Source organism: Bacillus pfraonensis (assembly GCF_050768835.1).
Classification (GTDB): Bacteria; Bacillota; Bacilli; order Bacillales; family Bacillaceae_G; genus Bacillus_A; species Bacillus_A pfraonensis.
The window spans coordinates 366,253-389,533 of sequence record NZ_JAHCDO010000003.1 but is presented as its reverse complement, the minus strand read 5'-3'; the positions used below and the strand labels follow the sequence as shown (position 1 = coordinate 389,533).

The 23,281-nt window shown below is 35.0% G+C and carries 19 protein-coding genes; 18 read left to right on the top strand and 1 reads right to left on the bottom strand.

Annotation, left to right across the window (positions count from 1 at the left end; all coding sequences use genetic code 11):
- Positions 1–3: 3 nt before the first annotated feature.
- The 4 genes from KFD70_RS04500 to tagH are packed head-to-tail and all read left to right on the top strand — an operon-like array spanning position 4 to position 7,289.
- A complete protein-coding gene (locus KFD70_RS04500) occupies positions 4–3,534 on the top strand; it encodes a bifunctional glycosyltransferase/CDP-glycerol:glycerophosphate glycerophosphotransferase (RefSeq protein WP_336451585.1) in 3,531 nt (1,176 codons plus the stop codon).
- Positions 3,535–3,537: 3 nt separating this feature from the next.
- The gene (locus KFD70_RS04495; RefSeq protein WP_336451586.1) at positions 3,538–4,821 is read left to right on the top strand and encodes a nucleotide sugar dehydrogenase; all 1,284 of its coding nucleotides are present in this window, start codon (positions 3,538–3,540) and stop codon (positions 4,819–4,821) included.
- On the top strand, positions 4,818–5,624 hold the full coding sequence (locus KFD70_RS04490) for an ABC transporter permease (protein WP_336451587.1): 807 nt from the start codon (positions 4,818–4,820) through the stop codon (positions 5,622–5,624). Before KFD70_RS04495 ends, KFD70_RS04490 begins: the two co-directional genes overlap by 4 nt.
- 15 nt (positions 5,625–5,639) lie before the next feature.
- The gene (tagH, locus tag KFD70_RS04485) at positions 5,640–7,289 is read left to right on the top strand and encodes a teichoic acids export ABC transporter ATP-binding subunit TagH (protein WP_336451588.1); all 1,650 of its coding nucleotides are present in this window, start codon (positions 5,640–5,642) and stop codon (positions 7,287–7,289) included.
- Between the two features lie 79 nt (positions 7,290–7,368).
- On the opposite strand, the gene KFD70_RS04480 is transcribed toward tagH, so the two are convergent.
- Positions 7,369–7,830: an SRPBCC family protein gene (locus tag KFD70_RS04480; protein WP_336451589.1), complete on the bottom strand. Its 462-nt coding sequence runs from the start codon at positions 7,828–7,830 to the stop codon at positions 7,369–7,371.
- A 608-nt stretch (positions 7,831–8,438) separates the two neighbouring features.
- Between KFD70_RS04480 and fabZ the strand changes: the two genes are divergently transcribed.
- From fabZ to KFD70_RS04410, 14 genes are all read left to right on the top strand, one after another.
- Positions 8,439–8,873, top strand: coding sequence for a 3-hydroxyacyl-ACP dehydratase FabZ (gene fabZ / locus KFD70_RS04475; RefSeq protein ID WP_336451590.1), 435 nt, complete (start codon positions 8,439–8,441; stop codon positions 8,871–8,873).
- A gap of 219 nt (positions 8,874–9,092) precedes the next feature.
- A complete protein-coding gene (gene tagU / locus KFD70_RS04470; protein ID WP_479846072.1) occupies positions 9,093–10,001 on the top strand; it encodes a polyisoprenyl-teichoic acid--peptidoglycan teichoic acid transferase TagU in 909 nt (302 codons plus the stop codon).
- A gap of 219 nt (positions 10,002–10,220) precedes the next feature.
- Positions 10,221–12,086: an NTP transferase domain-containing protein gene (locus tag KFD70_RS04465; protein ID WP_336451591.1), complete on the top strand. Its 1,866-nt coding sequence runs from the start codon at positions 10,221–10,223 to the stop codon at positions 12,084–12,086.
- Positions 12,083–13,057: a DMT family transporter gene (locus KFD70_RS04460; protein ID WP_336451592.1), complete on the top strand. Its 975-nt coding sequence runs from the start codon at positions 12,083–12,085 to the stop codon at positions 13,055–13,057. The genes KFD70_RS04465 and KFD70_RS04460 overlap by 4 nt, the downstream gene beginning before the upstream one ends.
- The gene (locus KFD70_RS04455; protein WP_336451593.1) at positions 13,054–13,749 is read left to right on the top strand and encodes a sugar phosphate nucleotidyltransferase; all 696 of its coding nucleotides are present in this window, start codon (positions 13,054–13,056) and stop codon (positions 13,747–13,749) included. Before KFD70_RS04460 ends, KFD70_RS04455 begins: the two co-directional genes overlap by 4 nt.
- 108 nt (positions 13,750–13,857) lie before the next feature.
- Positions 13,858–14,850, top strand: a complete 993-nt coding sequence (galE, locus tag KFD70_RS04450) for a UDP-glucose 4-epimerase GalE (RefSeq protein WP_336451594.1) — start codon at positions 13,858–13,860, stop codon at positions 14,848–14,850.
- A 113-nt stretch (positions 14,851–14,963) separates the two neighbouring features.
- Entirely contained in the window at positions 14,964–15,632 is a 669-nt protein-coding gene (locus tag KFD70_RS04445; RefSeq protein ID WP_336451595.1) for a response regulator transcription factor, read from the top strand.
- An 11-nt stretch (positions 15,633–15,643) separates the two neighbouring features.
- A complete protein-coding gene (locus KFD70_RS04440; protein ID WP_336451596.1) occupies positions 15,644–17,074 on the top strand; it encodes a HAMP domain-containing sensor histidine kinase in 1,431 nt (476 codons plus the stop codon).
- 66 nt (positions 17,075–17,140) lie between these two features.
- Entirely contained in the window at positions 17,141–17,923 is a 783-nt protein-coding gene (locus tag KFD70_RS04435; RefSeq protein WP_336451597.1) for a DUF3919 family protein, read from the top strand.
- A complete protein-coding gene (locus KFD70_RS04430) occupies positions 17,920–18,954 on the top strand; it encodes an ABC transporter substrate-binding protein (protein WP_336451598.1) in 1,035 nt (344 codons plus the stop codon). The genes KFD70_RS04435 and KFD70_RS04430 overlap by 4 nt, the downstream gene beginning before the upstream one ends.
- A 19-nt stretch (positions 18,955–18,973) precedes the next feature.
- Positions 18,974–20,314, top strand: coding sequence for an MFS transporter (locus KFD70_RS04425; protein ID WP_336451599.1), 1,341 nt, complete (start codon positions 18,974–18,976; stop codon positions 20,312–20,314).
- A gap of 318 nt (positions 20,315–20,632) precedes the next feature.
- A complete protein-coding gene (locus KFD70_RS04420) occupies positions 20,633–20,830 on the top strand; it encodes a DUF3311 domain-containing protein (protein ID WP_336451600.1) in 198 nt (65 codons plus the stop codon).
- A complete protein-coding gene (locus tag KFD70_RS04415) occupies positions 20,830–22,329 on the top strand; it encodes a sodium:solute symporter family protein (protein ID WP_336451601.1) in 1,500 nt (499 codons plus the stop codon). The genes KFD70_RS04420 and KFD70_RS04415 overlap by 1 nt, the downstream gene beginning before the upstream one ends.
- Positions 22,330–22,810: 481 nt before the next feature.
- Positions 22,811–23,242, top strand: coding sequence for a hypothetical protein (locus KFD70_RS04410; RefSeq protein ID WP_336451602.1), 432 nt, complete (start codon positions 22,811–22,813; stop codon positions 23,240–23,242).
- Positions 23,243–23,281: the final 39 nt, after the last annotated feature.

Below are 23,281 nucleotides of genomic sequence, written 5' to 3'. Positions count from 1 at the left end.
TCAATGAACATTATCTCTTTAGGTTATGAGACAGGTACAATATTAAGCATGATTTCACGTGAAAAATTATACGTTGACATTGATTATACACTGGGATCTATTATAGATGTAATGTCTACACCATTAAATGTTGATCCTAAGGCAATACAACCGGCGGTATATAATAAACAAATTATTTTAGCAAACGAACTAAATAAAAAAATTGTAGGAGATATTGAAGAGTTAGGAAGAAAAAAAGATTATATTATTATTGATTTATTAGATGAAAGATATAATTTACTACAATATAAAAATACTATGATTTTAGATAGTTGGTTATTAAAAGATAGTAATCTATATTCAGAGATTCAAAAGAACTCTAATGTAATTTCAAATGTTGATTTTATTCTTTGGAAAAAATATTGTGATGAGTTTATAAAACTTTTAAATACTCATTTTGCTAATAGGGTAATTATTCATGAAATGTACTTATCAGAACAATATTTAAAAGATGGTGAATACAAGGAATTTAAAAACATTAATAAAATTAGAGCGTGGAATACAAAACTTAAGCAGTATTATAAATATTTAAAAGACCATATTCCGAATGCTAGAATAATTAGTATTGAAGAAAATAATTATTCTGATTTATCCTTAATTAAAGTTTTAAACCCTGCCAAAAAGAATGAGAAGTATATTGAAAAGCTTGTAGAAGAAATACAAAGTGTACATCAAGAAAAGGAATACAAGTATAATGCGGCAGTTGTTATTGCAAGCTATAATGTTGAAAACTATATCGAGGAAGCAATTCAATCTGTATTAAATCAAACACTTAAAAATGTACAGGTTGTTGTAGTAGATGATGGATCCACGGATAAGACGCAAAGTATTATTAAAGATATGGCGAGTAAGCATACAAATATCATATATAAATTTTTGAAGAATACAGGAAGTCCATCAGAACCAAGAAATGTAGGTATAAATCTAGCTGATGCGAAATACACTACATTTTTAGATGGAGATGATTATTTAGGGCTTGATGCTTGTGAGAAAATGTATTCATATGCAGAGGAACAAAAGGCAGATTTAGTTGTAGGAAAAATGATGTCTTTTGTAGGTGAATCGTTCTTTGAATCCTCTAAGGTAAACCCAAGATTTGCTGAAAGATATAAGTATGAAAGTAGCATTGAAGGGTATAAGGAGACTCATATTAAGCATAATCCAATTTTATATTTATTCCCAAGTTCGTGCGCTAAATTTTATAAATCGGAATTAATTCAAAGAACTCGTTTTAATAAGCATATTAAATATGGAGAAGATTTCTTATTTGCAATTGAAAGCTTTTTTGATTCTAGAAAGACGATTTTGATTGAGGATTTCGTGTACTATTATCGTGGTAGACGTGAAACAGATAATGAGTCCACAACTCAACAAAAAACACTTAAAAATTTATCAGATTTGCAAATAGCATTGAGGGCGGTAGACAAAATTATCAATAAAAATGGTTTTTCTATCGCTAGGTTAGAGAAGTTCCATAATGATATTCAATATTATAGAATGTTAGAAGCAAATCAGCATATCGCTAATATTCTCGATTATCCAGAAAATGAGCAAGTTCAAGCATTGAAAATAATTAAAGATACTTTATTTAGTAAAGGTTTTGACCAAGAAAAAATAAAAATCTTTTCTATTATGAATTATGCTAAATTATCACTTCTGATTACTGAAAAATATGGAGAGCTAATAACTTTATCTCAATTACTTAATAAGGTTGCGATGTATGATTATGTAGATCAATTTCCTTTTAAAACTCTAAAGCGTAACGATAATTTTTATTTTTCTTTCATGTATAAGAAGAAAGAAATTTTAATTGATATTACACACGTTTTTGAATCTACTAAACTAGTTAATCGTTTACTTGATATCAAATTTATGGATAACCAAATGGTTTTAAGAGGGTTAGCTTATTTTAACAATATTTCAATAACGAATAAAAAAGACATTAAACATACTATTATAATGAAACATCGAAAAAATGAAGTAGAATATCGTTTTACATCAGACTATACATATAATAATAAATTTTCTTCTTCTCGTTTTAAGTATGGTCATGGTGGATATGAGGTTACCATTCAATTTGATAAAAATATTGAACCTGGTGGATATGACTTTTTTATTGAGACTGACTTTTTAGGCGTTCAAAAGAGTATAGCACTTGGAGGTATGAATAATAATTTCATTTATAAAGCAAATAATTACTTCATGGAAAGTGACAAGGGAAGATTTGAGATTATTCCTATTGTTAAGACCAGAAGTAAGCTGACTTTGAATTACAAAAAATTTAATAGCAAGTGGGAATATTTAAAAAGAAGAGTAGCTTCTAATATACGAAAAAAGCAGTATTCGATGAAGCAAATTAAAAACAATAATTATATTAGTAAATCTAAGAAATTAAAACTCTTTTTAGGAGTAGTAACAGAAGATATTTCACACCTATTACTTCATAAAAAAGAAATTTGGTTAGTAGGAGAAAAATTAGGGAATTCTGCAAGTGATACCGGATATTGGTTCTTCAAGCATTGTAGGGAAAAGTATCCTAACAAAAATGTATACTATTTAATCGATAAAAAATCTCCTGATTATGCTAAGGTTAAAAAGCTAGGACGCGTTATTCCGTTCTATAGTTTAAAACATATTATTTATTCTATGAATGCTAAATATGTATTTAGTAGTGACAACGTAAATATACTATTACCATCTAATATAAAGCATTTAAGAAAAGCTACACGTGTATTTATCCAACATGGTATCATTCTCCCTGGACGGGTAGAGAATGTATATCATTCCAATAAAGATTTGGCAGACTATATTTTGACAAGTAGTAATCTAGAAACACAAATAATTAAAAATCATTTTGGTTACAATAATGAAGAGATTTGGAATTGTGGGCTTCCTCGATTTGATACGTTACAAAATAAAGAGAAAGAAAAACGTATCATGATGACATTTACTTGGCGAAAAAATATACAAAATCTAGAGCAATTAATGGAAAGTAAGTATTTTACAGCAATTCAATCATTATTGCATAATAGTAAATTTATAAAAATGTTAGAAAAAAATAATATTATATTAGATGTATGTTTACATCCGAGGACGTGTCAACTTTTAGAAGAGGATAATTCAGGTATCTTAAATAGCTTGAAAACATCACCCAATATTGAAATTCACGATTTTAATAAAGCAAATGTAAGGGAATTAATCGAAAGAAGTTCTCTAATGTTGACGGACTATTCAAGTATTTCTTTTGATTTTGTATACCTTGAGAAACCAATTATTAATTACTTGTTCCAAAATAATACGCCAATTTCTGAAGAAAATATTAAAAACGTATTACCAGGATATGTGTCTTATTCAGAAGATGATGTAATTCATGCTGTAGAAGCATACTTAGTAAAACAAAGACAGCTTAAGAAAATTAATAAGAAACATTATATTAAATATGATGATGGACGTAACTGTGATAGACTTGTGAAATTTGCTAGTGGGAGTCGATGATTTGTGAAAATCTGCGTAATAGGCCTAGGTTATATCGGTCTCCCTACTTCCGCCATGTTTGCAAAACATGGCGCTGAAGTAGTGGGGGTTGATATTAATCCAGGTGTTGTAGACAAATTAAACCGAGGAGAAATTCATATTGAAGAGCCGGGACTTGGAGAGATTGTGAAAGAAGCAGTAAATAAAGGGATGTTACGTGCCTCGCTTACACCGGAAGCGGCAGATGTTTTTATTGTTTCTGTTCCAACTCCAAATTCCGAAGATCAGTATAAGTCATGTGATTTGACTGGTGTATTGATGGCAGTAAAGAAAATTCTCTCTCACGTTAAACCGGGGAACGTATTAATAGTAGAATCAACAATTGCACCACGAAGTATGGATGATTATGTAAGGCCTTTAGTTGAAGAGGCTGGTTTTATAGTTGGTAAAGATATATATTTAGTGCATTGTCCAGAAAGAGTACTCCCAGGGAAAATTATGGAGGAAATTGTTTTTAATAATAGAATTGTAGGCGGAATAACGCCCAATTGTGCCCGAATGGGTGCAAAGGTATATGAAACGTTTGTACAAGGTGAAATAGTTGAAACGGATGCAAAAACAGCAGAAATGTCTAAGTTGATGGAAAATACGTTCAGAGATGTGAATATTGCACTGTCAAATGAATTGGCAAAGGTGTGTAATAAATTAGAAATCAATGTATTGGATGTTATTGAAATGGCAAATAAGCATCCACGTGTAAATTTACATCAACCAGGCCCTGGGGTCGGTGGGCATTGTTTAGCTGTCGATCCATATTTTATTGTAGCGAAAGCTCCAGAATTGACAAATGTTATTCAAATTTCCCGAGATACAAACATTTCTATGCCTTCCTATGTTGTAGAGAATGTTAGGCAATTACTTAAGGGGATTGAGAAACCAAAAGTTGCCGTGTTTGGTGTGACTTATAAGGGAAATACAGATGATCTGAGAGAGAGCCCGGCACTAGAAATTCTTGATTTACTGCATGAAGAAGGATACACAGTTACAATTCATGATCCATACATTCAAGCGAGTTTCTTTAAAACATTATCAGCGGAAGATGCGGTAGAGGCAGCAGATTTACTTCTTGTATTAGCAGATCATAGTGAGTTTAGCAGTATGGATTATAACAAATTAGCTTCTAAAATGAGACAACCATTTCTTTTTGATACTCGTAACTGTATAAAAGAAAATCTGGAAAGTAATATGAAGATTATTCATTTTGGGAATTTATACAAGGTGTTGCAGGAAAATGAGGTTACTGTATGAAAGCAATAAAGAGTGTTTTGCGTGAACAATTAGATAATTTATATTTAATGGGAAGGCTTTCTTCGTATGAGATCAAGCAACAATATGCGGCAAGTACGTTAGGTGTTATATGGGTATTTTTAAATCCGTTAACGCAAATTTTAGTATATTGGTTAGTATTTGGTTTAGGCATTCGAGGTGGAGCGCCTGTAGAAGGGGTTCCTTTCTTTGTCTGGATGATATGTGGAATTATTCCGTGGTTTTTCATTAATGGTTCAATTATCCAAGGTTCAAATTCTATTTATGCCAAACTGAGTACAGTTTCTAAAATGAATTTTCCATTGAGTGTAATCCCAACTTATGTCATATTGTCGCAATTATATACACATATGATTTTACTTGGCGTGTTGCTAATTATTATCTTATTTATTAAAGGACTAAGTTTTCTTAGTATCGTTGGATTGATATATTGTATATTTTCTACTTTTTGTTTTTTAATTGCATTAGCTTTTATTACTTCCACAATTTCTACTATTTCAAGAGATATACATTTATTTATTCAATCAATTACAAGAATGTTATTTTATTTAACACCAGTATTATGGAAACCAAGTGAGCATATGAGTGGAATTTTTGCGTTCTTAATGAAGGTAAACCCATTTTACTATGTGGTGGAAGGATATAGACTATCGTTATTACACGGCGATATTAGCTTTATATGGTCACTATATACATTATACTTCTGGGGAATCGCTATTGTTTTGTTTGTGGTTGGATCAATGTTTCATATAAGATTCCGCAAGCAGTTTGTTGACTACTTATAAAAGGTGAATGATTCAATGAATTATAAAGTGAAGTTCGAACATGTTACAAAAAAATATAAGATGTACAACAAGCCTTCTGATAAGTTAAAGGATTTATTTTTTAAGAGTGAAGATGGTGAGTACCATTATGCTTTAAATAATATATCATTTGAAGTGCCAGAAGGAGAAATTGTTGGAATTGTAGGTTTAAATGGTTCGGGAAAGAGTACGTTATCCAATTTAATTGCGGGTGTAACAATTCCTAATAAAGGGAAAGTGAATGTTAAAGGTTCTGCAGCATTAATTGCGATTTCTTCAGGGCTAAATAACCAATTAACAGGAATTGAAAATATCGAGCTAAAAGGTTTAATGATGGGGCTTACGAAAGAACAGATTCGGGAAATTACGCCTAAGGTTATTGAATTTGCTGATATTGGAAAATTTATGTATCAGCCTGTTAAAACATATTCGAGTGGGATGAAGTCAAGAATTGGATTTGCAATCTCGGTTCATATTGACCCGGATATTTTGGTAATTGATGAAGCGCTGTCGGTTGGAGATCAAACTTTCACAAAAAAATGTTTAGATAAAATGAATGAATTTAAAGAAAAAGGAAAAACAATTTTCTTTATTAGTCATTCTTTGTCTCAAGTACAAAGTTTTTGTACAAAGGCCCTTTGGTTACACTATGGTCAAGTGAAAGAGTATGGAGATATAAAAGAAGTAGTTAATCATTATAGTGATTTCTTAAAGCAGTATAACCAAATGAGTGCTGGGGAAAGAAAAAGACTAAGAGAAGAACAGACATCACAGTTTCAGCATGGCTTATTACAAGAGCAATCTACGAAAATTCAAAAGCCTCGTCGTAACTTTAAATCGCATCGCCGTAAAGTGAAAAAGAAAAGTGCGATAGTTGCGGGGATTTGTTTCGCTGCGATAGCAGGAATTGTTACAGCAGGAATCTATTATAAGGATTTACTTCCATTCAACAAGGGAAATAAAGATGTAGAAAAAGTTGTTTCAAGTAAGACTGTGACTGAAGAGAAGCAAGTTGAAAAAGAGCAGAAAAAAGACGAGAAATATATAGTAACCAGCAATGAAATTAGTATTCGTAAAGAAGCAAGTAAAAGCAGTGAACGCTTGGCTGTAGCAAACTTTGGAGATCTCTTTACTATATCTGATCGTAAAAAGGATGCGGAAGCAAATAATGAATGGGTACAAGTTAAATTGCTAAGTGGTGACACGGGATGGATGAGTGCACAATATATTACACCATTTATACAACAGAATAGTACAATTGAGGATTCAAAATTGGATGATTTACTTTCGTTGCTAAAACGTGTGTATGGGGCACAATTTCAGAATGCACCTTCTTATCTAGGAAAGACAGAAAATGAATTACAGACAACATATCCGAATGCATTAAATCCATTACAAAAGGTAGCAGGGAAAAAAGTTGTCAAAGATGGAAATATTCAATTTGGTATTTCGCAAGAAAATGTAGTAGATGTTACGTTCCAAGATATCTCGATGTCTGTTGCAAAGCTTCATGAATTATTAGGAAAAGAAAGTATAAGCAATAATGAAGAAAATAACTACTTCTATGAAACGAATAGTTATTATATTGCGGCCCGTTCAGATCAAACACATAAGGAAATTCAATCTATATCAATTGTGAAGAAATGATTGTGTTTCTTTTTTAGAGATTTATCTTTTTGAGTAAAGATAAATCTCCTTTTTTGATTGCGTGAAAAACGTATCACGATTAAGTATTACTATTTGCATTACATTGTTCTACTATCTTGTTAGCGACGGTATTTGCAAGCTTCTTGGCCATTCTTGGTACAAATGGTTTCATTGCACCATTAAAAACGAAAGCTCCTTTCCCACTTGCTTTCATTTCTAGCTCACTTGTTATTCGTGTCATTGATGGGGAGATTGCTTCAGCATGAAAAAATCCGTTCCCAATTAATTTTTTTGTTGGAGAAGCAATGGTAAAGCTTATTTTATCGGGTGCCTGCCATTCAGTAATTTCAACATTTAAGTTAATATAACGCTTTATTACACCTAAATCACCATGTAAACGCCAAGTTGAGTGACGATCATCAATAATCTTGTGTGTGACGTAACCGTTAACGAGTGGAGCCCAGTTATTCATATCACTAACAAAGTTCCAAGTATGCTCGAGTGGTACGTGTAATTCTACTATGTTTGATCCCTTTGCCATCAGTTATTTCCTTTCTTCTTGTCAGGGTTTCTTCTGTTATTCGGGAGTATTAAGAATAGATATTCCTTATTATTCAAATTCTATCATTTAATGTATAATCTTAATAGCGAAATTTACACAAGAATATTAAAAAACGTAGCAAAATTTTATAGTTTTCAAAGTATCTTTTGTTAGAAGTATTGTTTGCTTTAAAGGAAATCTCAATTTCTAAATATAACATTTAAGAAAATGCGAGGTAAAAAGAGATATATGAAGAAATCTTTGAGAATTATAGGGAAAACCATAAAATATTCAGTTTTTCTTTCTCATTTCTGTCCTTTATAATAATTTGTGAATACGACACTTAAGGTAAGTAGTGCTTTAAGCATACTGCCTTTCCCTAACTTGATATACACTCTTTTTCCAACCTCCGTGTCATTTGCTATTATTTTGTTATACCAAAAGTAGTATAGGAAAAAGGGTGTATCTTTTTTATAAGATGTGCATATAAGAGATGCTTTCAAAGGAGAGCGTCTTTTTTGTTTTTTCGTGACAAAAACGGGAGAGAATGGGATAATAAGGACAGTGTTTGGTGGTATGACCAATTTCGTGTATAAGGAGAGAGTTATATGTTAGATATTCAGCAAATTAAAGAAATTATTCCGCATCGTTATCCATTTCTACTTGTTGATCAAATTTTAGAAGTAGAAGAAGGTAAGCGTGCGGTTGGAATTAAAAATGTAACAGCGAATGAAGAATACTTTAATGGACATTTTCCAGATTATCCGGTTATGCCAGGCGTTTTAATTGTCGAAGCACTGGCACAAGTAGGGGCTGTGGCTGTACTGAAGAAAGAAGAAAACCGTGGTCGACTTGCATTCTTCGCAGGTATCGACAATTGTCGCTTCAAACGTCAGGTGCGCCCAGGTGACCAGCTTCGCTTGGAAGTTGAGATGACACGTGTACGTGGACCGATTGGAAAAGGAAAAGCAGTTGCAACTGTGAATGGTGAAGTTGCTTGTGAAGCCGAGATTACGTTTGCACTTGGTGATAAGAAAGAATAAGTATAGTATAAAGAAAAGATTCTTCTTTAAGGATGAATGAAAAGTTATTTCATTCATCTTTTTATATTTTAAGTAGCTTATTGATAGTATTTAGGGAAAACTGGAAAAAAATCAAAAATATCGTATAATAGTTTTGGACCAAGTAAAGTTTGAGAAATATATAGGTAGATTATTGTAATATTAAAATAGCTAGTTAGGAATAGAAAGAAGGTTGAAGTAATGAAGAAGATTATATTTTGGATTTTAGGTATTTTGGGCGTATGTATTGTCGGTGTAGGAATTTATGCATATAGTGTATATTCTTCTGTTTCAAGCACATTAGATAAGGTTCATCAGCCATTAGATCGTGATCATTCTAAGAAACGTACAGAAGAGGTTAAAGTAGCTGATTCAAAACCAGTTTCTATTTTATTAATGGGTGCAGATGAGCGTGCTGGTGATCAAGGGCGTTCAGATTCGCTAATGGTTATTACTTTAAATCCAAAAAACAAATCAATGAAATTGTTAAGTATCCCTCGTGATACATATACAGAGATTGTTGGAAAAGGGAAGAAAGATAAAATTAACCATGCTTATGCATTTGGTGGTATTAACATGTCTGTTAATACAGTAGAGAATTTCTTAGATATGCCAATTGATTATTACATTGAAGTAAATATGGAAGGCTTTAAGGATATTGTTGATGCAGTTGGCGGAGTAGATGTGAAAAATGATTTAGAATTCACGCAAGACGGTACGCATTTTGCAAAAGGAGATATTCATTTAACGGGTGATGAAGCGCTGAAGTATACTCGTATGAGAAAGAAAGACCCAAGAGGGGATTTTGGTCGTCAAATGCGTCAACGTCAAGTATTACAAGCTGTTATTTCTAAAGGAGCAAGTGTTTCTTCCCTTGCGAATTACGGTGATGTATTGAAGGCTGTCGAGAAGAACGTAAAAACAAACTTAACACAAGATCAAATGTTTGATATGCAGAAGAATTATAAAGATGCAATGCAAAATAAAGAAGAGATTCAAATTCCAGGAGACGGCCATAAACAAGATGGCGTTTGGTACTATTTCGTTCCAGATAAAGACCGTCAAGACTTGTCTAATAAGCTGAAAGCTCATTTAGAGTTAACAAAATAGTAGTTGTGTATAGATAAGAAGCCTAGTGACCTTGTTTTGGGGAATTAGGCTTTTTTGATGTTATGTAGGAAGTGTATTATTTTTTATATTTCGCTTTTGCCATGTAATTTACAAAACTCACAATAAATTTACAAAATATTTACGTTCCCACCCAAAAATGCTATGATAATAACGTGTTCAAAAAATGAACGGATGAATTGGGTTATGGAGGGGGACACTATGCAACAAGTTTTAAATGTGTTAGAGGTTATCAATCAAAACCCGCAGATGAATCAAAAAAAGATTGCAGAGAAGTGCAATATATCTGTTGGTAAAGTGAATTATATTATGAACGATTTAACGAAGAATCAATATATTTATAGCGAGAAAAAAGGAAAGTACATGAATTATTATTTGTACAAGAAAGGCTTTGATTATATGCAGCAGGAGTTAGCTGCGTATCAAGGGAAGAAGCTTCGCATTCATCGCAAAGAGAGCAAGAAAGTTACGCAAGCTGTTGTTCTTGCGGCTGGGAAACGTCAAGAGTTTGGGAAGCCATCTGGTTTGTTAACGGTTGGGGAAAAGCTTTTGTTAGATCGTAGTTTAGAAATCCTTAAAAATAATGGGATTGAAAAGATCGTGGTCGTTGTTGGCTACAAGAAGGAGCAGTTTGAAGGTTGGACAGGCCGTCATAATGTGCACTTTGTAGAAAATCCGAAATATAAGTGGACAGGCTCAATGGCATCTTTGGCAGCGGCTGGGGAGCATATTACGGATGATTTCTTATTAATTGAAGATGATATTTTAATAGAAGAGAAGGCACTTGTACAAGTGTTACATCATCCAGAACCAGACTGTGTACTCATTACAAATGAGAGCGGATCTGGTGATGAAGCGTTTGTTGAGATTCAAGATGGTTATCTTTATAAAATTTCAAAAGATATTCATCAGTTAAACCGCATTGATGGTGAGATGGTTGGGATTTCTAAAATCTCGTATGATGTGTTCATGAACATGTTAGCGACATTCCGTCATAATCAAAATCCATATGTGAACTATGAATATTTACTTCTTGATGCGGCAAGATTGTATGATGTTGGCTATGCAAAACTGCCGGATGTTGTATGGGCAGAGATTGATACAACGAAGCAATATGAAGTGGTGAAAAATAAAATCTATCCTCGTTTAGTGAAAAAAGAGGCAGAGTTTAAAGAGAGACAAATTAAAGGATATGTTTCGGAAGCACTTTCTATTTCAAAAGATGAAATTACAGATATTCAATCATTCGGTGGTATGACGAATACGAATTTTAAAGTCATTGCAGGCGGAGAGGAATATGTGTTACGTATTCCAGGAAGCGGTACGGAAGAGATGATTAGTCGCCGCGATGAAATGATGAATTCGAATTTAGCGAGCGACCTAGGAATTGACGCGAAGCTGTTATACTTTAATGCAGAAACTGGTGTGAAATTAGCGAAGTTAATTCCAAATGCTGAAACGTTAAATCCGAAAACGGCCAAACGTAATGACAATATGAAGTTAACAGCAACGATCTTAAACAAATTACACAGTTCAAATATCGTGATGGATAATACGTTTAATGTATTTGAAAAAATTGAGCATTATGAAGCGTTATTAAATAAAGTAAATGGTTCTAACTTCGATGATTATGAAGAAGTAAAGCGTCAAGTGATGCGATTAAAAGATATGTATGAGGCGATGAATGTTGTGCTTGCGCCTTGTCATAATGACACTGTTCCTGAAAACTTTGTGAAGAGTGGCGAAGACAAAGTGTACTTAATTGATTGGGAATATGGCGGCATGAACGATCCGATGTGGGATATCGCTGCGCATAGTTTAGAATGTGGATTTTCTTTAGAAGATGATGAGTTGTTTTTAGATTACTATTTTCATGGACAAGTAGATGAGTCTTGTAAAGAAAGAATATTGATGAATAAGATTTTCCAAGATTTCTTATGGAGTATTTGGACAAAGATTAAAGAAGCAACTGGAAGCGACTTTGGGACATATGGACTGGATCGCTATAATCGTGCGAAGGAAAACTTACAGCTCTGCTTAGAGCTTGAGTGTGAGGTATTACAATGAGAAAAGTACAAAGTAAAGGCATATTTTATGGGATCTTTTCTGGTTTTGCTTGGGCTGTAGATACGGTATTGATTGGAATTATCTTATCTTCACAACTGATGTTAGCAACAGAACAAGTTGTGTTCCTTGCTCCTTTAGTGAGTACGTTCTTACACGACTTTATGTCAACGTTATGGATGATGTTATATATGGGAATAAAGGGGCAGTTAAAAACAGCCCTTTCTAAGCTGAAGACAAGAAGCGGGCGGTTCGTTATGTTAGGAGCACTTATGGGTGGACCGATTGGGATGACGTTTTATGTATTAGCTGTTAAGTATATCGGGGCTTCTTATACAGCTGCGATTTCAGCTGTCTATCCAGCGGTTGGTGCGTTTTTTGCATTTGTGTTCTTGAAAGATCGTCTTCGTTCGTGGAATTGGCTCGGTCTTATCATTAGTATTACATTCATTATTGTACTTGGATTTACAGGCGATGGTTTTGCAACTGAAAACTATATGTTAGGATTTATTTTCGTCCTCATTTGTATCGTTGGCTGGGGCTTAGAATGTGTAATCTGTGCGTACGGTATGAAAGATGAAGAAGTATCTCCAGAAGAGGCGCTTCAAATTCGTCAGCTTGTTTCAGCGGTGACATATGGCCTTGTTATTTTACCTTCAGTTGGAGGACATTTCTTAACAAAACAAGTTGTGATGAGCAGCGAGTTTATGTTAATTATTGTGATTGCGTTAGTGGGAACAGCTTCTTACGTGTTCTACTATAAGGCAATTCATGAAATTGGACCGACAAAAGCAATGGCGCTTAACATTACGTATTCGGCATGGGCGGTTGTCATTTCTATGTTAGCATTAGGAGCACCTTTCTCATGGAAGTTAATTATTTGTTGTATTGCGATTCTTGTAGGAGCTGTATTAACAGTTGCAGATCTAACTGAGTTTATGAAAGCGAAAAAATATAGAGGTGAAGTAACGTGAGAGCGATTTTATTAGCAGCAGGTATGGGAACTCGTTTACGTCCATTAACGTTAACGACTCCAAAATCATTAGTAGAGGTAAACGGCAAGCCGATGTTAGAGCGCCAAATTGAATATTTACAAGAAGTCGGTGTGGAAGAAATTATTGTCGTAACAGGCTACTTAGCAGAGAAATTCGATTATCTTATTGATAAATATAATGTAAAGCTTGTACACAATGACAAATATAATGTGTATAACAACATTTATACAATGTACTTAGTTCGTGAATACCTGCAAGATGCATATGTAATGGATGCGGATGTTTATTTACACCGTAATATCTTTACCCGAAATCCGAAATCATCTTTATACTTTAGTGCGAAGAAAGAAGATTTCCGTAATGAATGGATTATTAAGCATGACGAAAATCGTAAAGTATACGATATTGAAATCGGTGACGGTGATGATGACTACATCTTATGTGGTATTTCATATTGGTCGAAAGAAGACGGCGTCCATATTGTGAAAAAACTAGAAGAAGTAGTAGATCAAGAAGATTTCACTGAACTATACTGGGATAATATTGTAAAAGACAACATTCAAGATTTAAATGTTCACTTGTACAAAATCGGTAGCAATGATAGTTTTGAAATTGATTCTATCGAGGACTTGAAGAAAGTAGAAGAAAAGTTAGCTGTTTTAGCGAACTAACAATTGGTGATGGTTTTATGAAATAATTGGAATTTTCCTTGCCATATAAAATAAAAGTAGATAAGCTATATTCTATAGATTAAAAAAATGAAAAGTTGGGTGGAAAATATGGGTTCTATTTTAGTTTGTGGCGGAGCTGGTTATATTGGTTCTCACGCTGTGAAAAAGTTAGTGGATGAAGGAAAATCTGTAATCGTAGTAGATAACTTGCAAACAGGTCATGAAGATGCAATTGCAGAAGGCGTGAAATTTTATAAAGGCGATCTTCGCGATAAAGGTTTCTTAAGAGACGTGTTTAAACAAGAAACAATTGACGCAGTGATGCATTTTGCAGCGGACTCTTTAGTTGGTGTGAGCATGGAAAAACCGCTTCAATACTATAATAACAACGTATATGGTGCACTATGCTTACTAGAGGTAATGGATGAGTTTAAAATTGATAAATTTATCTTCTCATCAACTGCCGCAACATATGGAGATGTAGATGTTGCGTTAATTTCAGAAGAAACACCGACAAATCCTACGAACACATATGGTGAAACAAAATTAGCGATTGAAAAAATGTTACATTGGTATAGCCAAGCTTCTAATTTAAAATATAAAATCTTTAGATACTTTAACGTAGCTGGTGCAACGCCAAGCGGTATCATCGGTGAAGACCATCGCCCTGAAACGCATTTAATTCCGCTTGTACTGCAAGTAGCTTTAGGACAACGCGAGAAAATCATGATGTTTGGTGATGATTATAATACACCAGATGGTACATGTATTCGTGACTATATCCATGTTGATGATTTAGTAGCAGCTCACTTCCTTGGACTTCAAGATTTACAAAATGGCGGAGACAGTGACTTTTATAACTTAGGTAACGGAAACGGATTTAGTGTAAAAGAAATTGTTGAAGCAGTTCGTGAAGTAACAAATCATGAAATTCCAGCAGAAGTTGCGCCAAGAAGAGCTGGAGACCCAGCGCGCCTTGTTGCATCTTCTCAAAAAGCAAAAGAAAAATTAGGCTGGAATCCGCAATATACAGATGTGAAAACAATTATTGAACATGCGTGGAATTGGCATCAAAGCAAGCCGCATGGATATGAGAAGTAAAAATGATGTATAGAAGAGAGTGTATTGTCGTTCAACATATGTTCGACAATGCACTCTCTTTTTGCATAAGATATTTGCTATACTAAAATGTACTGCGAAAGGAGGGTATATATATGAAGATACTTGTTGTTGATGATGAATCGAGCATTCGAAATTTGATTCGTATGCAGCTAGAGATGGAAGGATATGAAGTACTTACCGCAGCTGATGGAAATGAAGCTTTGCAAAGATGGAATGAAGAGCCGGATGTATTGATTTTAGATGTGATGCTTCCAGATACGGATGGTTATGAATTGCTTCGCGTATTTAGGGAGAAGGACCGAGATATTCCTGTACTTATGTTAACGGCGAAGAGTCAGATGAATGATAAGTTGCTCGGACTTCAGCTTGGTGCAGATGATTATGTAACGAAGCCGTTTAATCATGCAGAGTTAATTCTTCGGGTGAAGAATATGGCCCGGCGCATGGCGAAGCGAGGGAGAAGTCAGCAAGAGGTGATTTGCACTGGTGAGATCGTCATTTATCCGAAGGAACGAAAAGTGCATGTGAACGGGGAAGAAATTGATTTAACGTACCGTGAGTTTAATTTATGCCAGTTGTTTGCTTCACATCCGCAGCGCGTATTTATGCGTGACGAGCTATTAGAGAAAGTGTGGGGTTTTGAGTACACAGGAAATACGAGAGCGGTGGATATTATGGTGCAGCGCCTTCGGAAGAAGCTTGGGGCAAGCGGTGAAAGTATTAAGACGATTTATGGCGTTGGATATAAGTTAGAGTGTTAAAAGGTGATAAGATGTCGTTAAAACGAAATATGGTACTTGGTATAGTAGGGTTATTCATTCCGATTTTGTTTCTTCTTTATACGGTAATTTACATTACACTAGAAAAGAATATGTATCATAATGCGGCAAGCTCTTTAGAAAAGTTAAGTGTAGAAGCACAAATTTATACGATGAACTATTTAGAGAAGGAAGCAGATATGGAGACACTTGGACCAAACTCACTGCTTATTGCTTCTTATTTAGCGAAGCGGATGGATGTTCGTGTGCAGATGATTGGGAAAAATGGTGATGTTGTTGCCGATACAGAAAAAGGAGCCTTGCTTTATAAGAATGTAGATATTGACCAGTCGTTACGTGGAAAGAAGGCATATGTGTTTGAAAATGGTGATCCAGCGCCACTTCTTTTATTCTCGAGTCCGGTTTATTATGGAAGCGATGTCATCGGAGCGATTCGCTTTATCAATGAATTACAAGATGAGAAAGAAGTGTTAACGAATGTGAGCTGGACATTTCTCATTACATCAATTTGTTTAGCAACTGGCGGGATTTTCTTTGCGATTCGTTTAGCGAAATCTCTTCATAAGCCAATTGATCAGTTAAGACAAATGGCAAAGCGGCTCGCAAATGGGGATTATAAAAGTAAAATTGAGCTAAATGAGTATGTAGAAATTGCCCAGTTATCAGCGTCTTTCAATGCGATGGCTGATGCGATTGAACTGCATATAACGCAGCTAAAGGAAGAGAAGGAGAAGCAAAAGGATTTCTTAGACCGAATTACACATGAGCTGAAAACACCGCTTACTGCGATTATTGGCTATGTAGATTTAATTCCGAAACTGGAGTCTTCGCGGGATGTAGAGGAAAGTCTTCATTATGTTTCGATTGAAAGTCATCGTCTATTATCACTCGTTGAGGAATTGTTACAATCTTCGAAGTACGGAACGAGTACGTTTGAAGTCTCTCCGACGATTGTCGATATAAAGAAAATTGCGGAAGAAGCTATTTCGATTGTGAAGCCTCGTCTAGAGCAATATGAGATAGAAGTTATGAATGAATTAATAGAGACACATGTCGTTGCAGATTTTGATAAGACGAAGCAGATTTTCTTAAATGTGTTTGATAATGCGATTAAATATAGTGATGCTACGCAGATGAGGATGAATGTTGTTGTAAATGAAGAGGAAGCAACAGTTCTCATTCATGATGATGGGATTGGTATAGATGAAGTGATACTTGCAGAATGGAATCGTTCTTCTAAAGGGAAAGTACTCTCTTCTAGTTATGGAAATGGATATGGTTTGTTCATTTGTCAGGAGATTATGAACAAGCAAGGCGGAAGCATGCGAATTGAAAGTAGTGAGGAAATGGGAACGATGATTGCGATCACATTTTTATTGCCAAGACGCATGGAAGATATAAAAAACTTGAAAGCGGTTAAATGATACATTTATGAAACAATTATGCGGTATTTTCGAAACAACGTTTTTTTATTGTGGAGGTAGGCAGAAATGAAAAGGCTATCATTTCAAATTCTCTTGTTTGTCTTTTGTACGATTGCTGCTCTCATTTTGTTTTATGTAATAGAAAAGCAATTGTATAACCGCGTTACAATTCTGGATGACAAGCAGGTCGTTTTAGAAAGAGCAAGTGAATCTCTTCCTACTGAAGTGAGAGTAAAACATGAGAAGTGGGGAGAAGTAGTTGTAACAGATGAAGTTCGTCTACATGCGATTGTTTCATTCTTTGACAAGATTCGAATGGAGCAAACAGAAGCGAAGGCACGCGAACAAGTATTTACTGGAGAAGTAACGTACTTGAATGGGCATAGGCGTACTTTTGCAGTAGGTGACTTGTTCCAGTACGGGACAAACGTATACGGAAAGCAAGGAATGGATCCAATGATTTCCGCATTTCAAACATATTTGCTGAGCTTGTATTATACGCCAGAATCTATTAGCAATTTTTTTGCGGAGGCAAAGGAAGTTATCGTGAGGAGAGGCGACGTAGTGCTTACGACGAATCTTGCGCCAATACTTGATTCTATTCGGCAAGCGAAGCAAATTACAGATTACGGAGAAATTCAGAAATTACTGCAATCGCAGAAGGATCCAATCGTCTATATTACCGCTTATCAAAATGGTAAGTATGTGAAGAATGAACGCGAGGATATTTTAACGATTTCTGTATATCCTTCTTACTTTGTCGTGCAATACCTTGGCGATAATAATGGGAATGTGATGTATATGAAGGGCTCCCTAGCAAATCTATTTGTAAAGGAGAATGTTTCATGAGAAAGATAGCCTTTTTCTTCTTTTTGCTAGTAATTGGAGGAGCGATGTCTAGTTGCTCTCGAGATACTACCTCTATCAAATATAGTAAAAATGGTCTTCCAAATTTAAAAGATCGCCATCTTGTTGCGTATGTAGCGGCTCGTGAAGAAGTCGGTGAAGCGCTTCTATCATCATTTTGTAAACCACGCGGGTGCACGTATGAATTTATTCGTCTTTCTACCGAAGAGATTCTTAGAAGGGTAGAAGAGGAAGCGAGAAACCCGAAGGCGGATATCATCATTGGCGGCACAGTAGACGCACATCAAATGATGAAGCAAAAGGACTTATCAATTCCTGTTACAAGTAAGCATGCAACTAGCATTTCAAAAACGGTTAAAGACAAAGATAGTTTTTGGTATGGCTATGAAGTAGAGCAGCTTGCTATCGCTATAAATAAAGAGCGGTGGAAGCAGGAGATAGAGCCGCTTGGTCTTTCCTATCCATCAGAGTGGAAAGACTTATTACACCCTGCGTATGCCGGAAAGATTGTCATGCCCGACCCAAATATATCAGGAACAGCATATACATTTTTCGGGTCACTTATTGATATGTTCGGCGAAGAAGAGGCGAACGATTATGTAAAGGGTCTTGCTGAGCAAGTGGCAGAAGTGACGATGAATGGCTATATGCCTGCAGAGTATGTTGCGAGCGGTGAATATATGATCGGTATTAATTTTATGGGAGATCAACGGATGCTTCAAAAACAAGGCTTTCCGATTGTAAGCAAAGTTCCAGCGCAGACAGGATTATCTGTCAATGCGATTTCGAAACTGAAACATGCACCGAGTGGTATTATAGCGGATTTATTTATTGATTATTGTTTATCAGAAGAAGCGGGGCATATTTTAGAAAAGGTTTCGTTTGGCATACCAACGATGCTTACGAAGAACGAGAAACAAATAGAAGGTCAGCCTGTTAGAAGAACAAATAAGGATATATCAAATAGTGGGGTCATCGAGATATGGAATAGACAACGTCTCTCTCAGAAATGAGAAAAGGAGAAGAGATGGTATGTTTAAGTGGTTAAAACCAGCACCAGCTATAGAAAGATTGCCAGCGAATATGATTGATAAAGTATACAGACTCCTTCGTATTCGTATGTTAATCGGTATTTCAGTTGGATATGCAGCGTATTATTTAGTTCGTAGTAACTTTACGTTATCTAGTACGTATTTAATGAAAGAATACGGTTTTAGTACAACGGAAATTGGTTTATTAGGTTCCGTTGTGGCGATTGTGTATGGGCTAAGTAAGTTCTTTATGGGGAATTTATCAGATAAAGCGTATGCTCAGCGTTTTATTGCGGTTGGTTTATTCTTATCGGCAATTATAAATATTTGTTTTGGTTTTGCATCTTCATTTGGAATGATTTTAACATTATTAGTTTTCAATAATATTTTCCAAGGGATGGGAGCACCGCCTTGTAGTACCGTAATGGCAAAGTGGTTCTCGAAGAAAGAGCGCGGTACAAAAACAGGACTTTGGAATATTTCACATAATGTTGGTGCGATGCTTGTACCACCGCTTGTTGGAATTGGTGTTGGTATTTTCGGTGAAAGTCATTGGCAAGCCGGCGTGTTTATCTTCCCGGCGATAATTGCAATGGTAATTTCAGTTCTTATGTGGATAAATGCGAAGGACACACCAGAATCTGTCGGTCTTCCACCAATTGAAGAATACCGCAATGATTATGAAAATCTTGAGAAGGCAGAAAATGTCAACAAAATGTCACCAAAAGAAATTTTGGTGAAATATGTATTGAAAAACAAATTTGTTTGGTATTTATGTATTGCAAATGCATTTGTATATTTAATTCGTTTCGGTGTAATTAACTGGGTACCAATCTATTTAACAACTGTTAAAGGATTTACAAAAGCAGAGGCACATGCAGCATTTTCTATCTTTGAAGCAGCTGCGATTCCAAGTTCATTAATCGTCGGTTTCTTAAGTGATAAATTATTTAAAGGTAAACGTATGCCGTTATGTATTATTAGTATGGCTGGTGTTGTTATTGGAACGTTTGTATATTGGCAAGCATCTAGCGTACTTGTTGTAAGTATTGCGGTTTCAATCATTGGTTGTTTAATTTATGTACCTCAGTTCTTAATTGGTTTAAGTGCAATGGAGTTAGTTCCGAAATTTGCAGTAGGTACAACGGTTGGTATGTGTGGTCTATTCGCTTATGTAGGAGGAAGTCTTACAGCAAACTTAGTCATTGGATTCATGGTTGATAGCTCTGGTTGGGACGGTTGCTTCATCTTGCTATTAGCAGGCGGTATTTTATCAACATTATTCTTATTGATTGTTCAACGTGGACATGAGAGAAAAGGTCCTGAAGGTAAAATTGCATAATCGTTTATGGAAGGAGAATCTATCAATTGATAGGTTCTCTTTTTTAATCAAACGTTTGTTTAAAATTTTAGTAGTCAATCACTCCATACTATAAGATAAAATTCGAATTTGTTTTCCCTCTCCATTCGCACTAATCCTGATGCGATTTTTTACTTCATACGTGTCCCTATCAGTTTTATATAATAACATTTTTAATATTTTATAAAAGATAATTCTGTAAATTCTAAATTTTTTCTTGTTCTAGTAGTTTAATACTGCTATAATGACCATTAAATTCATTTTTAGGATTCATTATTTTAAGAAAGGAGGTTTATTACATTGAAAAAGTTCGCAATTTTCATTCTTTTTTTAATTCCTTTTCTACAGTTGGTATTATTACCTTTCGCTAATCGAATTGAGCCATTTATAATTGGCTTGCCTTTTTTGCACTTTTGGTTATTTTTATGGATTGTGTTAACACCATTATGTACATTTGGTATTTATTCTCTACATAAGTCACAAGGAGGTTCTCTGTAATGAAAGGAAACATAACAGCATTAAGTATCACTGCTTTCATTGTACTAACTGTCGTTCTAATTGGATTTCTAGCAGGGCGGAATAAATCCGCACGAAGTTCTGTAGAAGAATGGTCTGTAGGAGGCAGACGATTTGGCGGACTGCTTGTCTGGTTTTTAGTTGGTGCAGATTTATATACCGCTTATACATTTCTAGGATTAACGAGTACTGCATATAAAGGTGGCAGTATCGCTTTCTTTGCGATTCCTTATTCTGTTTTAGCCTATTTTATCGCTTATTTTTTCCTTCCAAAGCTCTGGAAAGTTGCAAGTGTACATAAATTAACGACTCTTGCAGATTATGCGAGAGAACGCTTTAATAGTAAGTTGCTCTCTTCACTCATTGCCATTGTCGGTGTATGTATGCTAATTCCTTATATTGATTTACAATTAAGCGGTATTCAAGATACGCTTCAAGTAGCTGGTGCAGGTTATATTAATGTAAAGGTAGTCGTCATTATTTCTTTTCTTCTTGTTGCCCTTTATACATTCTTTAGCGGCATTAAAGGACCGGCATATACTGCAATTATTAAAGATATTCTCGTTTGGGCCATTATGTTATTTATGGTTGTTTCACTTCCTATTATCCATTTTGGCGGTTGGAATCCTATGATACATACACTTGCCACTGAGGCACCACAACTGTTAACGATTCCAGATGCAGGACCAAAAGGGATTGTATGGTTTATAACAGCATCTCTCGTATCAGCTCTTGCATTATTTATGTGGGCACATGCAGCAACAGGTGTATTTACCGCTAAAAGTGCTGATGCTATTCGAAAAAATTCAATGTATCTACCTTTATACAATATCGTACTAATACTCGTTATTTTTCTTGGTTTTATTGCATTTCTTGTACTGCCAGAAGAGACAAACCCACGCTTTGCTTTATTACATCTCATTCAAACTTCTTATGGCGGGGTAGCGCAAGGGTTGGCATATTCGACAATTGCTTTAGCTTCTTTAATTCCTTGTTCCATCATGGCAATTGGTGCTTCCAATTTGTTTGCAAATAACATTTATCGGGATCTCATGAATCCAAAGGTAGATGGTAGTCGTTTAACGCTTGTGAACCGGATGATGGTGTTTGTTGTCATCGGACTTGCTTTGCTATTTGGATTATTGTTCCCAACTGCCCTTGTATCACTGCAGCTTTTAGGCGTATCTGGTATGGTACAAATCTTTCCGGCCATCGTTATTAGTTTGTTTTGGAGAAACCAATCAAAAGAAGCAACTATTATCGGGCTCATCATCGGTTTAGTTACTACTTTTACCGTATATGCAACGGGGTATTCTTTCGGAGTCTATGAAGGTTTTTGGGGATTAACTGCAAACGTTCTATCTCTTGTTATTCTCAATCCTTTATTCGTAAAGAAAACAACAAATAAATCAAACCTAGTGATTCAGCATCTATTTGACGAAAAAGAAACTGCACATCTACATGCAGAAAAAGGAGCATAATGCGCATCTTCTATGAAAATTTTGGAGTGATCTAATAAAGTGAAACTTTAATCAGTGAAGAGAGTCTTGTAGCAAACGTAGCGATTGATGTTATCGTTGATCGTTCAACGTGGACATGGGAGAAAAGGTCCTGAAGGTAAAATTGCATAATCGTTTATGGAAGGAGAATCTATCAATTGATAGGTTCTCTTTTTTAATCAAACATTTGTGTAAAAACAAGATAGTTAGGAAAAATCGTGTTTTGTCATACTAATTTTTTAAGGAGATATTTATATGAAATTTTCTCTATAAAGCTCAATAGAGTATTAGGGAATTCGATAATTAGGAAATAATTCTTCACGCTTATTCCTCCAGTTTGTATTGTTTTTAATTCCGTTATATAGAAATTTAACATTCATTTTACAATATCTTCAAAAACAAATGTTAAAATTTAGTGGAAATAAGCAAGGCGAATTAATATGTATAAAGGAGATGCTGAAAGTTGGGGATTTTTGTATCAGAGGTAGAGGCGTTTTTATTCTGTTCTGCAACGGTCACACAGCAAGATTGTACATTTGATTTTGTCGTTCGTAGTACGCCGATAGGACTTTCGATTTGTTTAGTAGAAGATTATGAAGTAGAGTGGTTTCCGATGAGGGTGGAGACATATTTGAAAGTGAATGGAAGCATGTTTCCAGATGAAGAGGAAAAAGAGGAATTTTGCAAACAGTTAAATAGTGAAACGGGCTGGATGTTAGATAAGCAAGGTAATAACCAAGAAGGCATTGTTCAAAGGGCAATGCGAACTGATGAGTATGAGGCGTTTCAAATGGTAGAAAAGAATATTCCGCGTGAGATGAGAAAAGACGTAACAACTCTTCCGTTAGAGTATGATTTGGGCGAAACGAAATCGAGCACTTGGAAGAAACACTGAAACCGCCTTATGTAGGGCGGTTTTTTATGTTTCTTAAAA

Coding starts and splice junctions, on each gene's coding strand:
- KFD70_RS04500 (WP_336451585.1), top strand. CDS start 4: ATGAACATTATCTCTTTAGGTTATGAGACAGGTACAATATTAAGCATG.
- KFD70_RS04490 (WP_336451587.1), top strand. CDS start 4,818: ATGAAAGCAATAAAGAGTGTTTTGCGTGAACAATTAGATAATTTATAT.
- tagH (WP_336451588.1), top strand. CDS start 5,640: ATGAATTATAAAGTGAAGTTCGAACATGTTACAAAAAAATATAAGATG.
- KFD70_RS04480 (WP_336451589.1), bottom strand. CDS start 7,830: ATGGCAAAGGGATCAAACATAGTAGAATTACACGTACCACTCGAGCAT.
- fabZ (WP_336451590.1), top strand. CDS start 8,439: ATGTTAGATATTCAGCAAATTAAAGAAATTATTCCGCATCGTTATCCA.
- tagU (WP_479846072.1), top strand. CDS start 9,093: ATGAAGAAGATTATATTTTGGATTTTAGGTATTTTGGGCGTATGTATT.
- KFD70_RS04465 (WP_336451591.1), top strand. CDS start 10,221: ATGCAACAAGTTTTAAATGTGTTAGAGGTTATCAATCAAAACCCGCAG.
- KFD70_RS04460 (WP_336451592.1), top strand. CDS start 12,083: ATGAGAAAAGTACAAAGTAAAGGCATATTTTATGGGATCTTTTCTGGT.
- galE (WP_336451594.1), top strand. CDS start 13,858: ATGGGTTCTATTTTAGTTTGTGGCGGAGCTGGTTATATTGGTTCTCAC.
- KFD70_RS04445 (WP_336451595.1), top strand. CDS start 14,964: ATGAAGATACTTGTTGTTGATGATGAATCGAGCATTCGAAATTTGATT.
- KFD70_RS04440 (WP_336451596.1), top strand. CDS start 15,644: ATGTCGTTAAAACGAAATATGGTACTTGGTATAGTAGGGTTATTCATT.
- KFD70_RS04435 (WP_336451597.1), top strand. CDS start 17,141: ATGAAAAGGCTATCATTTCAAATTCTCTTGTTTGTCTTTTGTACGATT.
- KFD70_RS04430 (WP_336451598.1), top strand. CDS start 17,920: ATGAGAAAGATAGCCTTTTTCTTCTTTTTGCTAGTAATTGGAGGAGCG.
- KFD70_RS04425 (WP_336451599.1), top strand. CDS start 18,974: ATGTTTAAGTGGTTAAAACCAGCACCAGCTATAGAAAGATTGCCAGCG.
- KFD70_RS04415 (WP_336451601.1), top strand. CDS start 20,830: ATGAAAGGAAACATAACAGCATTAAGTATCACTGCTTTCATTGTACTA.